Source organism: Dactylosporangium sucinum, assembly GCF_014647515.1.
Taxonomy (GTDB): domain Bacteria; phylum Actinomycetota; class Actinomycetes; order Mycobacteriales; family Micromonosporaceae; genus Dactylosporangium; species Dactylosporangium sucinum.
On sequence record NZ_BMPI01000015.1, the window covers coordinates 103085 to 115846 of the forward strand.

The 12762-nt window shown below is 72.8% G+C and carries 15 protein-coding genes; 7 read left to right on the plus strand and 8 right to left on the minus strand.

Features of this window, described 5'->3' with window-relative positions; genetic code table 11:
- Positions 1–5: 5 nt before the first annotated feature.
- From IEZ31_RS17610 to IEZ31_RS17620, 3 genes are read right to left on the minus strand one after another with little or no spacing between them, the layout of a single operon-like run.
- Positions 6–434, minus strand: coding sequence for a DUF4247 domain-containing protein (locus tag IEZ31_RS17610; RefSeq protein ID WP_190250953.1), 429 nt, complete (start codon positions 432–434; stop codon positions 6–8).
- Positions 431–913 (minus strand): DUF2617 family protein, encoded by a 483-nt coding sequence (locus tag IEZ31_RS17615; RefSeq protein ID WP_190250954.1) that lies wholly within the window; start codon positions 911–913, stop codon positions 431–433. The genes IEZ31_RS17610 and IEZ31_RS17615 overlap by 4 nt, the downstream gene beginning before the upstream one ends.
- 1 nt (position 914) lies before the next feature.
- Positions 915–1538, minus strand: a complete 624-nt coding sequence (locus tag IEZ31_RS17620; protein WP_190250955.1) for a DUF4178 domain-containing protein — start codon at positions 1536–1538, stop codon at positions 915–917.
- Between the two features lie 210 nt (positions 1539–1748).
- Between IEZ31_RS17620 and IEZ31_RS17625 the strand changes: the two genes are divergently transcribed.
- The gene (locus IEZ31_RS17625) at positions 1749–2987 is read left to right on the plus strand and encodes a DUF2252 domain-containing protein (RefSeq protein WP_190251040.1); all 1239 of its coding nucleotides are present in this window, start codon (positions 1749–1751) and stop codon (positions 2985–2987) included.
- A gap of 145 nt (positions 2988–3132) precedes the next feature.
- Here IEZ31_RS17625 and argG read toward each other — a convergent pair whose 3' ends face one another.
- Complete coding sequence (gene argG / locus IEZ31_RS17630; RefSeq protein ID WP_190250956.1) at positions 3133–4581, minus strand: argininosuccinate synthase; 1449 nt, start codon at positions 4579–4581, stop codon at positions 3133–3135.
- An 80-nt stretch (positions 4582–4661) separates the two neighbouring features.
- On the opposite strand from argG, the gene IEZ31_RS17635 reads away from it, so the two are divergent.
- Positions 4662–5243, plus strand: a complete 582-nt coding sequence (locus IEZ31_RS17635) for a GNAT family N-acetyltransferase (protein WP_190250957.1) — start codon at positions 4662–4664, stop codon at positions 5241–5243.
- Here IEZ31_RS17635 and IEZ31_RS17640 read toward each other — a convergent pair.
- The gene (locus tag IEZ31_RS17640) at positions 5233–6090 is read right to left on the minus strand and encodes a LysR family transcriptional regulator (protein WP_190250958.1); all 858 of its coding nucleotides are present in this window, start codon (positions 6088–6090) and stop codon (positions 5233–5235) included. The two genes, IEZ31_RS17635 and IEZ31_RS17640, sit on opposite strands and share 11 nt — an antisense overlap.
- 70 nt (positions 6091–6160) lie before the next feature.
- Between IEZ31_RS17640 and IEZ31_RS17645 the strand changes: the two genes are divergently transcribed.
- Entirely contained in the window at positions 6161–7030 is an 870-nt protein-coding gene (locus IEZ31_RS17645; RefSeq protein ID WP_190250959.1) for a 4-hydroxy-tetrahydrodipicolinate synthase family protein, read from the plus strand.
- A 51-nt stretch (positions 7031–7081) separates the two neighbouring features.
- Complete coding sequence (locus IEZ31_RS17650; protein WP_190250960.1) at positions 7082–7480, plus strand: hypothetical protein; 399 nt, start codon at positions 7082–7084, stop codon at positions 7478–7480.
- A gap of 39 nt (positions 7481–7519) precedes the next feature.
- Here IEZ31_RS17650 and IEZ31_RS17655 read toward each other — a convergent pair whose 3' ends face one another.
- The 3 genes from IEZ31_RS17655 to IEZ31_RS17665 form a co-directional block, all read right to left on the minus strand.
- Positions 7520–7936, minus strand: coding sequence for a PLD nuclease N-terminal domain-containing protein (locus IEZ31_RS17655; protein ID WP_190250961.1), 417 nt, complete (start codon positions 7934–7936; stop codon positions 7520–7522).
- A 132-nt stretch (positions 7937–8068) separates the two neighbouring features.
- Positions 8069–8671, minus strand: coding sequence for an MBL fold metallo-hydrolase (locus IEZ31_RS17660; protein WP_190250962.1), 603 nt, complete (start codon positions 8669–8671; stop codon positions 8069–8071).
- A gap of 33 nt (positions 8672–8704) precedes the next feature.
- On the minus strand, positions 8705–8920 hold the full coding sequence (locus IEZ31_RS17665; RefSeq protein WP_190250963.1) for a hypothetical protein: 216 nt from the start codon (positions 8918–8920) through the stop codon (positions 8705–8707).
- A 290-nt stretch (positions 8921–9210) separates the two neighbouring features.
- On the opposite strand from IEZ31_RS17665, the gene IEZ31_RS17670 reads away from it, so the two are divergent.
- The 3 genes from IEZ31_RS17670 to IEZ31_RS17680 are packed head-to-tail and all read left to right on the plus strand — an operon-like array spanning position 9211 to position 12734.
- Entirely contained in the window at positions 9211–10617 is a 1407-nt protein-coding gene (locus tag IEZ31_RS17670; RefSeq protein ID WP_229835326.1) for a DUF1800 domain-containing protein, read from the plus strand.
- A 2-nt stretch (positions 10618–10619) separates the two neighbouring features.
- A complete protein-coding gene (locus IEZ31_RS17675) occupies positions 10620–11831 on the plus strand; it encodes a DUF1501 domain-containing protein (RefSeq protein ID WP_190251042.1) in 1212 nt (403 codons plus the stop codon).
- Between the two features lie 18 nt (positions 11832–11849).
- A complete protein-coding gene (locus IEZ31_RS17680; protein ID WP_190250964.1) occupies positions 11850–12734 on the plus strand; it encodes a phosphotransferase family protein in 885 nt (294 codons plus the stop codon).
- Positions 12735–12762 lie beyond the last annotated feature (28 nt).

Sequence of the window (12762 nt, forward strand, 5' to 3'; positions counted from 1 at the left end):
GTCGACTACTTTCCGGTGCCGGGGCCGCCGCCGCGGCCGCTGTTGCCGTCGCCGCGCCCGACCCAGCCGCTCCCGCCGACGGTCCCGGCGTAGCGGGTGTACGCGGTCCGCAGCGGCTCGACCAGGATGAGCGTCCCGGAGCCGTTCGGCTTGAGGACGACGGAGTCCTTGGAGTACCGCAGGTAGATCCCGGTCGCGTCGGCGTACTGCCCGGCGGGCGACCAGGCGCCAGTGATCTCCTTGGCGACGCGCGTCGGGGACTTCGTGCTGGTGTACGCGCGGGCGTCCGTGCCGAGGTCCCGGGTCACGGCCCGCTGGTAGTGGTTCGACACGTACGAGCGCGGCGAGAAGCTGCCGGAGAACACCGTGATCCCGCCGATGAGCAGGCCCACGGCGCCGAGGCAGGCCGCCATGATGTACCAGATCCGCCTCATGCCGCGGTCACCACCGTCTCTGTCGTGACCAGTTCCCCGGTCTGCGGGTAGGCGTGGGCCGTCCACCAGGCGGCGCCGCCCGGCACCGGCCGCGCGGCGAGCACGGTCAGCGCGTCGCGGGCGCCCGGGAAGGCCCCGGCCAGCGCGTGCTCCTCGGCCGCGGCGCGGCGGCGCAGCTGGTCGCACGCGGCGGCGAACGCGTCGCCGGCGAGGACCTGGACCTTCGCGGTGAAGGTGTACCCCGGGCGCGCGAACGACGCCGGCAGCCCGGCGGGCAGCGCGGGCAGGCAGGCGACCGTCTCGTCGACGTCGCGGAACCGGACCTGGTGCGAGGCGCCGAGCAGCCGCAGCACGACCGCCTCGCCGCCGGGCAGCGGCACGGTCAACGTCCGCAGCGCTGGCTGCGGCGGCAGGCCGAGCGCGAACCGCAGGTCGGCCGCGGTCGTGTCGATGTACGGCGTGTCGAGCGTGACGAGCACCTCAGCCGCCCTGCGCCCACACGCGGACCTCGGAGCGCAGCAGCGTCTCGCCGCGGCCGACCTCCCACTTGTCGGCCTCGCCCGGCGCGGCCCAGGACTCGAACGACAGCAGCGCGCCGTCGCTCGACTCGTAGTCGGCGTACTTCGCGGTGCCGGAGGCCGCCAGCCCCGTGGTACCGCTGGAGGTGAACTTGGCTTTTCCGGACTCGTCCTTCGCGTAGCGCCGCCCGTCGAAGTCGATCGTCGCCGGACCCGGCGTCACGGTCGCCGACGGCACCTCGTGCCACAGCGACAGCTCCAGGTCGGGGTCCTCCTCGACGCTCAGCCACACCTTGCGGCCGCCGGTCGAGTCGTCGAGCAGGTGCTCGGTCCAGCCCCACGACTGCTCCGTGAAGTGCAGGCTGCCGCGCACGGTGTAGGTCGTGCCGCGGATCTCGACCAGGTCGCCCGCCTTGAGTTTGCGCGGGTCGCCGCGCAGCGCGTCCTCGCCGGTGTCGCGGAACGGGTCCTGCGGTCCGGCGGGTGCTGTCGGCGCCGCCGGTTTGCGGTTGCGCAGCAGCACGACGACGAGCACCGCGATGACGGCGAGCAGCACGACGACGAGGAGGATTACCAGGCCGGTCACAGGGGGTCCTTCGCAGGCTCGGGAGATCCAATCTGGCCGCCGAGGGTAGCAAGTCCGCGCACGTTCGCGGCATAGCCGCGCGCGATTCGGTCAGGTTTTGGGCACCGCGACCCGAACTTGACGCCCGATGCCTACGGTTGATCAGTGGTTGACACCCAGCAGCGGGCGGACGAGCTCGTCGACGTCCTGGTCACCGAGTTCGGCGACCTCATGGCCCTCGACCCGGCCGCGTTCCGCCGGAAGTTCCGCAAGATGGCGGCCTCCCCGTTCGCGTTCTACCGCGGCAGCGCCTGCGTGTACTACGCCGACCTGCACACCCAGGACGACCCGTTCCTCGACGGGCGGACGTCGCGGGTGTGGATCCATGGCGACCTGCACGCGGAGAACTTCGGGACGTACCTGAACTCGGCCGGCGTCCTCGTCTTCAACGTGAACGACTTCGACGAGGCCTACGTCGGGCCGTTCACCTGGGACCTCAAGCGGTTCGCGGCGAGCATCGCGCTCATCGGCTACGCGAAGGCGCTCTCGGACGCCGTCATCGGCGACCTCGTGACGGGCTATGCGCGCACATACGTGCAGGAGCTGCGCGCGATCGCCGCCGGCGGCGAGGAGGCGATCGGCTCGCTGACGCTGGACACCACCGACGGCGTGCTGCGCGACGTGCTGCAGCGGGCCCGCCTGAACACGCGCGTCGGCCTGCTCGACGAGCAGACGGTCATCGAGGACTACGACCGCCGGTTCATGATGTCCGACGGCGTCTACCAGGTCGACGAGGCGATGCGCGCCGACGTCGAGGCGGCGTTCGCCGACTACCTCCCGACGCTGCCCACGCTGGACGCCGCGCGGCCCGAGCAGTACAAAATCAAGGACATCGTGATGCGCAAGGGCGTCGGCATCGGCTCGGCCGGCCTGCCCAGCTACAACGTGCTGCTGGAGGGCCACACGCAGGCCCTGGAGAACGACGTCATCATCTACATGAAGCAGGGCCAGACCCCGGCGGTCTCCCGGTGGATCGACGACCCGCAGGTCAAGGGCTACTTCAAGCACCAGGGCCACCGCACCAGCGAGTCGCAGCGCGCCCTGCAGGCCCACGCGGACGTCTGGGCCGGCCACACGGTGCTGCGCGGGGTGGGCCAGGTGGTGGCCGAGGTCTCGCCGTACGCCGCGGACCTGGACTGGAGCGACGTCAACGAGCTGGCCGACCTGTCGAGCGTGACGAACTACCTGGGCCGCGCGACGGCGCGCATGCACTCGGTCGCCGACGACGAGTCGAGCCACGATTTGGTCGACTTCTCGACGGAGGAGGCGATCGTGGCGGCCATCGACCGCGACGAGCCGGGCTTCACGGCGGCGCTGGTGGAGTTCGCACACGAGTACGGCGCCCGCGCCCGGGCGGACCACCAGATCTTCGTGGACCTCTTCCGCAACGGCAAGCTCCCGGGCCTGTAGCCGGAGCCACCCGGCCACCAGGCCCCGCCGGGTGAGGTGGCCACGCGTCTGCATGCGCTTCGTGATCACGGACGTTTCCGTGTCGTATGCGCACGGAAGCTTCCGTGATCATGAAGCACCCTCCCAGCCGCCGCGGATGCTGCCGCTAGTCGGTGCCGGCCTCCATCGCGGCGCTGTCGAGGAGTTCCTCGCCGCTCGTGACCTCGCCGCGGGAGGCGATCGCCTCGGCGCCGCCCTCCGGCATGGTGCCGATCAGGCGGGTGGGGCGCTGCGTGGCGGCGATCAGCTGCTGGTGCGGGCTGCCGCCCACGATGCCCAGCCGAGCGTACTGCTCCAGCTTCGCCCGGGAGTCGGCGATGTCCAGGTTGCGCATGGTCAGCTGGCCGATGCGGTCGAGCGGGCCGAAGGCCGAGTCCTCGGTGCGCTCCATCGACAGCTTGTCCGGGTGGTAGCTCAACGCCGGGCCGGAGGTGTCCAGGACCGAGTAGTCCTCGCCGCGGCGCAGGCGCAGGGTGACCTCGCCCGTGATGGCCGCGCCGACCCAGCGCTGCAGCGACTCGCGCAGCATCAGCGACTGCGGGTCCAGCCAGCGGCCCTCGTACAGCAGGCGGCCGAGGCGCCGGCCGTCGTTGTGGTAGGCGGCGACGGTGTCCTCGTTGTGGATCGCGTTGACCAGCCGCTCGTACGCCGCGTGCAGCAGCGCCATGCCCGGCGCCTCGTAGATGCCGCGGCTCTTGGCCTCGATGATCCGGTTCTCGATCTGGTCGGACATGCCCAGGCCGTGCCGGCCGCCGATCGCGTTGGCCTCCATGACCAGGTCGACCGCGGACTCGAACTCCTTGCCGTTGATCGTGACGGGCCGGCCCTGCTCGAAGCCGATGGTCACGTCCTCGGTGAGGATCTCGACCGCGGGGTCCCAGAACCGCACGCCCATGATCGGATCGACCAGCTCGATGCCGGTGTCGAGGCGCTCCAGCTTCTTGGCCTCGTGGGTGGCGCCCCAGATGTTGGCATCGGTGGAGTACGCCTTCTCGGTGCTGTCCCGGTAGGGCAGGCCGCGGTCGAGCAGCCACTCGGACATCTCCTTGCGCCCGCCGAGCTCGCCGACGAACGCGGCGTCCAGCCACGGCTTGTAGATGCGCAGCGACGGGTTGGCGAGCAGGCCGTAGCGGTAGAACCGCTCGATGTCGTTGCCCTTGAAGGTCGAGCCGTCGCCCCAGACCTGCACGCCGTCCTCGAGCATCGCGTGCACCAGCAGGGTGCCGGTGACCGCCCGCCCGAGCGGCGTGGTGTTGAAGTAGGCCCGGCCGCCGGAGCGGATGTGGAACGCCCCGCAGGCCAGCGCGGCGAAGCCCTCCTCGACGAGCGCGGCGCGGCAGTCGACCAGCCGCGCGATCTCCGCACCGTACGCACCCGCGCGGCCGGGGACCGAGGCGATGTCGGGCTCGTCGTACTGCCCGATGTCGGCCGTGTAGGTGCACGGCACCGCACCCTTTTCGCGCATCCACGCGACCGCGACCGAGGTGTCCAGACCACCGGAGAAGGCGATCCCGACACGTTCACCGACAGGCAGGGAGGTGAGCACCTTGGACATGGTGAGAGTATATGCAGAGGAGTGCATCGTCATGCACGCCGGGGAGGTGCGATTCACACTTGCCCAGGCAGAATGGCCGCATGGTGGTGCACCTCGAAACGGACCGTCTGACCCTGCGGCGCCTGACCACGGACGATCTGGACAATCTGGTCGAACTGGACAGCGACCCGGAGGTCATGCGGTACCTCACCGGCGGGCGGCCGACGCCGCGCGGGTGGCTGCGCGACGAGGCACTGCCGAAGATGCTGGCGCACTACGACCGGGGCGACGCCTACGGATACTGGGCCCTGGCCGCCGGGGCGGACCCCGGCTTCCTCGGCTGGGTCGGCTTCCGGCCCGACGCCGGCCTGGAGCCGGCCGCGGACGTCGACCGCAGCGGGATCGAGGTCGGCTACCGCCTGCGCCGCGCGGCGTGGGGCCAGGGGTACGCGACGGAGGCCTGCCGCGCGCTGGTCCGCCGGGGCTTCGAGGAGCTGGGCGTCGAGCGGGTCTACGCCGAGACGATGGCGGTCAACGCCGCGTCCCGCCGGGTGATGGAGAAGACCGGCCTGCGGCACCTGGCGACGTTCTTCCCCGACTGGCCGGAGCCCATCCCGGGGGCGGAGCACGGCGAGGTCCAGTACGCGCTGACCCGCGACGAGTGGCGGTCCGTCAACCGCTGACGAGGGCGGCGGCGAAGGCGGCCACCGCGGGGTGGGTGGCCGTGCCGGCCCGGTACGCGAGGCGGGTGCGGCGGCGGGTCGGCAGCGGGGTCAGCACCACGCCGGCCGGGAGCGGGTCGGCCGCCAGCTCGGGGACGAGCGCCACGCCCTGCCCGGCGGCGACGAATGCCAGCACCGTCGCGAAATCGTCGGCATGATGACGGGCGCGCGGGGTGAAGCCGGCCGCCCCGCAGACGCGGATCGTCATCGCGTGGCACAGGGTGCCCGGCGTGGCGAGGATCCACTGGTGGTCGCGGCACTCCGGCAGGGTCAGCGCCGACCGGGCGGCGACGAAGATGGTCTCGTCGCGCAGCGGTGACGTCTCCAGCGACGGGTCCGCCTCGATCGGCACCAGGTCGTAGTCGTGCACGAGCGCGACGTCGAGGGTGCCGTCGCGCAGCTTCGGCGGTACCGCTGCAGGATCCAGCTCCTCGACGGACAGCTCCAGGCCCGGGTGCGCCGACGCCACGGCGACCAGCGCCGGGGGCAGCAACGTGCGCATCGCGGTCGGGAAGGCGCCGATGCGCAGCGGGCCGGTCAGGCCGGTGCGGGTGGCGGCCACGGCCGCGGTCGCCCGCTCCAGCGCGGCCAGGACCTCCTCGGCGTGCGCCACCAGCACCCGGCCGGCCGGGGTCAGCTCGACGCGCCGGCCCGTGCGGGTCAGCAGCGCGGCGCCGGCCTCCCGTTCCAGCCCGGTGAGCTGCTGGGAGACGGCCGACGGCGTGTAGGCGTTGGCGGTGGCGACGGCGGCGATCGTGCCGCGGTGGGCCAGTTCGCGCAGCAGGCGGAGCTTCCGGACGTCGAGCATCAGTTCAGCTTATGCTCGACGGTACCAACGTGAAATGGAATTGAAGCTCGGCACCCGGCAGGCTGGGTTCATGGATGGCATCTATGTCCCGTTGATTACGCCTTTCGATGCTGCTGGCTCGGTCGACTTCGACGCCCTGCACGATCTCGCCGGATCGCTGCTCGCGGACGGGGTGGCCGGGTTCGTCGCGCTGGGCACGACGGGCGAGCCGGCGACCCTGTCCGAGGCCGAGCGCGACGAGGTGGTGGCCGTCTGCGCGAAGCTGGGGGCGCCGCTGCTCGTCGGGGCGGGCGGCTCCGGCACGGACGCCACGATCGAGGCGGTCCGCCGGCTGCCGTCCGGGGTGACGGCGATGGTGATGGTGCCGCCGTACCTCAGGCCCGGCCCCGCCGGCGTGCTGGCCCACTTCCGCGCCGTGGCGGCGGCGTCGCCGGTGCCGATCGTCGTCTATCACGTGCCGTACCGCACCGGGCAGGCGCTGGATACGCCGACGCTGCTCGAACTGGCCGCGATCCCCGGCGTCGCCGGCCTGAAGCTGGCCGGCGGCCCGATCTCCGGCGACACGATCGAGCTGCTCGGCGCGGTCCCCGCCGGGTTCTCGGTGCTCGGCGGGGACGACGCCGTGATCTCCCCGCTGCTGGCGCTCGGCGCTTGCGGCGGCATCCTCGCGTCGGCGCACGTCGACACCGCGGCATTCGTCGAGCTGCATGCCGCCTGGCGGGCCGGCGACGTGGGCCGCGCCCGGCCGCTCGGGCACCGGCTGGCCGGCCTCGCCCGGGCGCTCTTCGCCGAGCCGAACCCGGCCGTGATCAAGGCCGTCCTGCACGCGGAGGGACGGATCCCGTCGCCGGCGGTGCGGCTGCCGCTGCTTCCGGCGTCACCGGAGGCACTCGCGGCAGTGGCACGTTTCCGGGAGTTGCACCGGCCGGCCCGCTTCTAACGTTGGTGTCATCGCAGGGAGCGATACACCAACACAGTCCAGGGGGACGACATGAGCGACTACGACGGCGGCATCGACTACGGCCACTACGAGGCCGGCGAGGACCACCAGGCGGTCGACCAGCTGCACCAGGAGCACGCGGCCGAGGCGGACCACCAGAGCGACTACAACGTCTACGAGCAGGACACCGAGTCGGCCGAGTCGACGGACTTCCAGCAGGGTCGCCACGTCGAGTTCGAGGACCCGTCGGGGGCCCGCTACGAGGAGACCGAGTACACGAACTACAGCCACGACGAGTACGACTCGAACCACGTCTTCGCGGCCGAGGGCTCCGAGTCCTCGCACACCGCGGAGTACGACGAGCTCGACGCGCTCAAGGCCCGCTTCGACTCGGCCTTCGTCGAGGGCACCCAGTACCACGGCGGCGACTACGAGATCGCGGCCAAGTAAGGCCCTCCCAGCAGCACTCCACCCCTGGCGTGCGGCCGGTCACCCGAGCGGTGGCCGGCCTTCGCCGTCTTCGCCCTCCTCGCGGCGGCGCAGCTCGTCCTCGCGCCGGCGTAGGTCGGCCTCCCACTTGGAGAACATCTCCTCGTCGTCGCGCCGGCTCTTGGCGAGGCCCCGCAGGAACTCGGGGTCGTCGTCGGGCGCTCGCTGCGGGCGGGTCGCCTCCGGGAAGCCGCTGCCGGGCCGCCAGGCCGCGCCGGGCCGCGCCCCGGCCCGCTGCGGACGGCCCGCGACGAACCAGACGATCGCGCCGACGGGCGAGAACAGCAGGATGATGAACACCCAGGCGATCTTGGGCAGGTTGCGGACCTCGTCCTCGTCCGTCGACAGGCAGTCGATGAGCGCGACGACGAGCAGCGCGAGGTTGACGAGGAACAACAGTCCGTAGAGGCGCACCACGCGCCACATCATGCCGGACGCGCCCGCTCCTGTCCGCCCCGGTTCCGGCCGCCCTCGTGCAGGCTTCTCCCGACCTCGGCCGTGATGCTCCGGACGGCCGAAGCGGCAGCGGTGCTGGAGCGGCTCGCCGGCTCAGAGTGAGCGCGCTTCGGCGCCGATCGTCGTGTCGGTGCCGTGCCCGGTGTGGACCACCGTGTCCGGGGGCAGCGTCAGCAGCCGCGTGCGGATCGACTCGAGGATCGTCGGCTTGTCCGAGAATGATCGGCCCGTCGCGCCCGGCCCGCCCTGGAACAGCGTGTCGCCCGAGAAGACGACGCCGAGCGCCGGTGCGTACAGGCAGACGGCGCCGGGGCTGTGACCGGGCGTGTGCAGCACCGTCAGCTCCACGCCGCCGGCGGAGATCTGCTGCCCGTCGGCCAGGTGGGTGTCCGGCTCCACGTCCGGGTGCTTCATGTGCCACAGCGTCAGGTCGCCCGGGTGCAGCAGCATCGGCGCCCCGGTGCGCAGCGCGAGCGCCGGGGCGGCGTCGATGTGGTCGTCGTGGCCGTGCGTGCAGACGATCGCCACGACCCGCCGGTGCCCGACGGCGTGCAGGATCGCGTCCTCGTCGTGCGCGGCGTCGATGACGACCACCTCGTCGTCGTCGCCGACGATCCACACGTTGTTGTCGACGTCGAACGTCTCCCCGTCGAGCGAGAACGTCCCCGACGTCACCACCCGGTCGATGCGCGCCATAGCCTTACCGTATGCGCTCGGCCCGGCCGGCGCTCACCCTTCGAGAGCGGCTCGCCGGCGCCGCCGCACGTACGGCAGCACGAACATGTACAGCCCGGTGACGAGCAGCAGCCCGAGCGGCAGCAGGGGCGTGAGCGTGATCCAGACGGCCGGCTCCTCCTGCGCCACGACGACCACGGTGACGATCACGACGCTGAGCGTGAACGCGATCGACGTCCACCGGTGAAACTGCCGGATGCCCTTGCTCATGGCGACCTCCCTCGGGACCGCCGGCGACCTGCCGGGCGGAACGTCCGGGAGTCACGCTAGGCGTGCGAGCAGGGCGGACGCTTCTCGAATCCTGCCCGGTCCGTGGCCGCCGACCGGCGATCACCGACCTGCTCGCAGAGCTCGGCCGGGAGACCGTCCGGCGGCCCGGGACCGGGCCCGGGTCACGGCCAGGCGGTCCTCCGGGTCCGGGTGGTGCGGGACGGGTGCGGGGCCGGAGCGGGGCGGTGCGAGCAGTCATGGCGACGCTCGGCACGCCGAAACAGAAGCGCGTGACCGCCGATCCGATCCTGCACCTGCTCCGCCGGGCCACGTACGGGCCGACGCCCGACGCCGAGCGCGAACTGCGCAGCCTGGGCGCCACCGCGTGGCTCGACCGGCAGCTCAGCCCCGCGTCGATCGACGACAGCGCCTGCGACGCCGTGCTCCAGCGGTACAACCTGATCAACAAGGGCATCGGGGAGCTCCGCGCGGGGGTGATCAAGTCCGGCGCCTGGGACGCCATGCAGCAGCTCGGCAGCGCGGCCGTCGCGCGGGCGGCGTGGAGCAAGCGGCAGCTCTTCGAGCTGATGGTCGATTTCTGGTCGAACCACCTCAACGTCACCTGCCCGTCGAGCGGCGTGTGGGACAGCCGGGTCGCCTACGACCTGCTCGTCCGCAAGCACGCGCTGGGGCGCTTCGCCGACCTGCTCAAGGCGAGCATGACGGCGCCGGCCATGTTGACGTACCTCGACAACCGTTCGTCGACCAGGGCCAAACCCAACGAGAACTACGCCCGGGAGCTCATGGAGCTGCACACGGTCGGGCTGGTGTACTCCGAGGCCGACGTGCAGGACGCCGCGCGGCTGCTCACCGGGCTGACCGTCGACAAGTCCACCGGGCTGTACAGGTTCGACGCCAACCAGCACGCGACCGGCGCCGTCACCGTCCTCGGCTGGCGGCACGACAACGCGACCGCCGGCGGCGGCGAGGCGGCGGCGCTCGCGTTCGCCGACATGCTCGCCATGCACCCGGCGACCGCCGAGCGCATCGCACGGAAGCTCTGCACGAGGTTCGTGTCGGACGAGCCGCCGGCCACCCTGGTCAGCACGTTGACGAAGGTCTATCTCGCCGAGAAGACGGCGATCGCTCCGGTGCTGCGGGCGCTGTTCGCATCGGCCGACTTCGCGGCATCGGCCGGCACCAAGCTCCGCACGCCGTTCGAGGACCTCGTCGGCGTCGTGCGCGTGCTCGGGCTGCAGCCCGAACCGGCCGGCACCGACGGCGTGCGCGGGCTCTACAACTACCTGGTCGACGCCGGCCACGCGCCGATGCGCTGGTCGCCGCCGAACGGGTACCCGGACGTCGCCGCCGCCTGGGCCGCCCCCTCGGGCTTCCTGATCCGCTGGAACGCGCACCTCAACCTGGCCGCCGGCTGGTACCCGAAGCAGCTCACGCGGCCGGCGTCGATGCTGCGGTACCTCGTGCCGACGCTGCCCGCCACGCACGGCGCGCTCGTCGACGCGCTCGCCACCCGGCTCGTCGGCGCGCCGCTGCCGGCCGCCCACACCGCGGCGCTGCTGGAGTTCGTCGGCAAGACCGCGGCGAGCCCGCTGAAGGCGACCGACAAGGCCGTCACCGGCAAGCTGCCGCACCTCGTCGCCATGATCCTCGACTCGCCCCACTATCTGGCCAGGTGACCATGACGCTCGCTGACTGCTGCCTCTCCCGCCGGGGTGTGCTCACCATCGGCGCCGGCGCCGCGCTCACCGGACTGGTCGGTGAGGGCCTCTCGACCCGCCTGGCCTTCGCGGGTACCGCGTATGCCGGCGACACGCTCGTCGTGCTCTCGCTGCGCGGCGGCTTCGACGGCCTGTCCGCGATCGTGCCCGTCGGCGACGCCGACTACTACGCGGCGCGGCCGGGCATCGCGGTACCGAAGGCGTCGATCATCGCCGGCGACGGCATGTTCGGCCTGCACCCCGCGCTGGCCCCGCTGCAGGCGCGCTGGCAGGCCGGCACGTTCGGCGCGGTCCACGCCGTCGGCCAGCCCAACCCGTCCCGGTCGCACTTCCAGGCGATGGAGGACATGGAGCGGGCCGCGGCCGGCACCTCGCTGCGCACCGGCTGGCTGGACCGCATGATCGGCGTGACGGGCGCGACCGCGCCGACGGCGGGCGTCGCGATGGGCACGAGCTCACCGGCGCGCTCCTTCGCGGGCCCGTCCCCGGACGTGTCGATGCTCAGCGTCGACGGCTTCCAGCTCTCCGGCGACCGCATGCCGGTGCTGTCGAAGCTCTTCGCGGGCGCACCGGAGACGATGGCCGCCCCGGCCCGCGCGGTGGCGGCGACCCTCGGCACGGTGACGGCCCTGGGCGCGTACACCCCCGCGGCCACGTACCCGGCCACACCCCTCGGCAAGGCGCTGCGGGACGTGGCCCGGCTGGTGAAGTCGAACGTGGGCCTGATCGCCGCGGCCGTCGACTACGGCGACTGGGACATGCACGAGGGCCTCGGCACGCCGGTCAAGGGCCAGCGGATGTACGACCACCTCAACGGGCTGGCGCTGGCGCTGGAGGCGTTCGCGGCCGACCTCGGCACCGCGTTCGGCCGGGTCACGCTGGTGACGCTGAGCGAGTTCGGCCGCCGGGTCGCCGAGAACGGCTCGCGCGGCGTCGACCACGGCAGCGGCAACGCGATGCTCCTGCTGGGCGGCGGCGTGCGCGGCGGGCGGGTCCACGGCACCTGGCCCGGCCTGGCCCCGGCCAGGCTCACGGCCGGCGACCTGACCCCGACCACGGACTACCGGTCGGTGATCGGCGAGATCCTCCAGCGCCGCTGCGGCGTCGGGTCGCTCGCCCAGGTGTTCCCGAACGTAACTCCAGCCGGATATGGGCTGGTGGCTGCGCGGTAGGGCTGCTGTAATCGGCCGGTGGCCCGCATCGGCTGGGACGACCTGCCGCCCGTCGTCCGGCGAGGCGTCGAGGACATCCTCGGCGCCCGGGTGGTGTCCGCGGTCTCCCAGCCGGGAGGGTTCTCACCCGGCACCGCCGACCGCGTGACGACCCGGGACGGCACCCGCGCCTTCGTGAAGGCCGTCGGGGCGGCGCTCAACGACGTGAGCCCGTCGATGCACCGGGCGGAGGCCCGCGTGACGGCCGCCCTGCCCGCCTCCACGCCGACCCCGCGCCTGTTCGGCTTCTACGACGACGGCGACTGGGTCGCGCTCGTCTTCGAGGACGTGGACGGCCGCCCGCCCCGGGTGCCCTGGGAGCCCGCGGAGCTCGGCGCGGCCCTGGACGCGCTGCGCCGGCTGCCCGTGCCGGTGACCGGGCTGCCGCCGCTCGCGTCGGTGATCTCCTTCGCCGGCTGGCGCAACCTGGCCGGTCAGCCCGGACTCGACCCGTGGGCCGCGGGCCGGCTGGACCAGCTGGCGGCGTGGGCCGACCGCGGCACGGCCGCACTGGCGGGCTCCTGCCTGGTCCACGGCGACCTGCGGGCCGACAACCTGCTCATCCGCGACGACGGCTCGGTGGTGGTGGTCGACTGGCCGTTCGGCTCGGCCGGCCCGCCGTGGTTCGACACGCTGTCGCTGATCCTCAACGTCCGCCTCTACGGCGGCCGCCTCCCCGACAGCGTGCTCGACCCGTTCGCGCCCGACCCGGACGACGTGACGGGCTGCGTGGCCGGGCTGGCCGCGTTCTTCACCGACCGGGCCCGGCTGCCCGCGCCGCCCGGCCTGCCGACCCTGCGACAGTTCCAGCGGGACCAGGCGGTCGTGATGCTGAACTGGCTCAGGGAGCGGCTGGCGCGGTGAGGCCCGGGCGCAGCGGCGCGCGACCGCG

Excerpts from the sequence above, each read along its gene's own strand:
- IEZ31_RS17635 (WP_190250957.1), top strand. The coding sequence starts at position 4,662 with ATGGTGGTGCACCTCGAAACGGACCGTCTGACCCTGCGGCGCCTGACC.
- IEZ31_RS17640 (WP_190250958.1), bottom strand. The coding sequence starts at position 6,090 with ATGCTCGACGTCCGGAAGCTCCGCCTGCTGCGCGAACTGGCCCACCGC.
- IEZ31_RS17675 (WP_190251042.1), top strand. The coding sequence starts at position 10,620 with ATGACGCTCGCTGACTGCTGCCTCTCCCGCCGGGGTGTGCTCACCATC.
- IEZ31_RS17625 (WP_190251040.1), top strand. The coding sequence starts at position 1,749 with ATGGCCCTCGACCCGGCCGCGTTCCGCCGGAAGTTCCGCAAGATGGCG.
- IEZ31_RS17660 (WP_190250962.1), bottom strand. The coding sequence starts at position 8,671 with ATGGCGCGCATCGACCGGGTGGTGACGTCGGGGACGTTCTCGCTCGAC.
- argG (WP_190250956.1), bottom strand. The coding sequence starts at position 4,581 with ATGTCCAAGGTGCTCACCTCCCTGCCTGTCGGTGAACGTGTCGGGATC.
- IEZ31_RS17665 (WP_190250963.1), bottom strand. The coding sequence starts at position 8,920 with ATGAGCAAGGGCATCCGGCAGTTTCACCGGTGGACGTCGATCGCGTTC.
- IEZ31_RS17610 (WP_190250953.1), bottom strand. The coding sequence starts at position 434 with ATGAGGCGGATCTGGTACATCATGGCGGCCTGCCTCGGCGCCGTGGGC.
- IEZ31_RS17650 (WP_190250960.1), top strand. The coding sequence starts at position 7,082 with ATGAGCGACTACGACGGCGGCATCGACTACGGCCACTACGAGGCCGGC.
- IEZ31_RS17645 (WP_190250959.1), top strand. The coding sequence starts at position 6,161 with ATGGATGGCATCTATGTCCCGTTGATTACGCCTTTCGATGCTGCTGGC.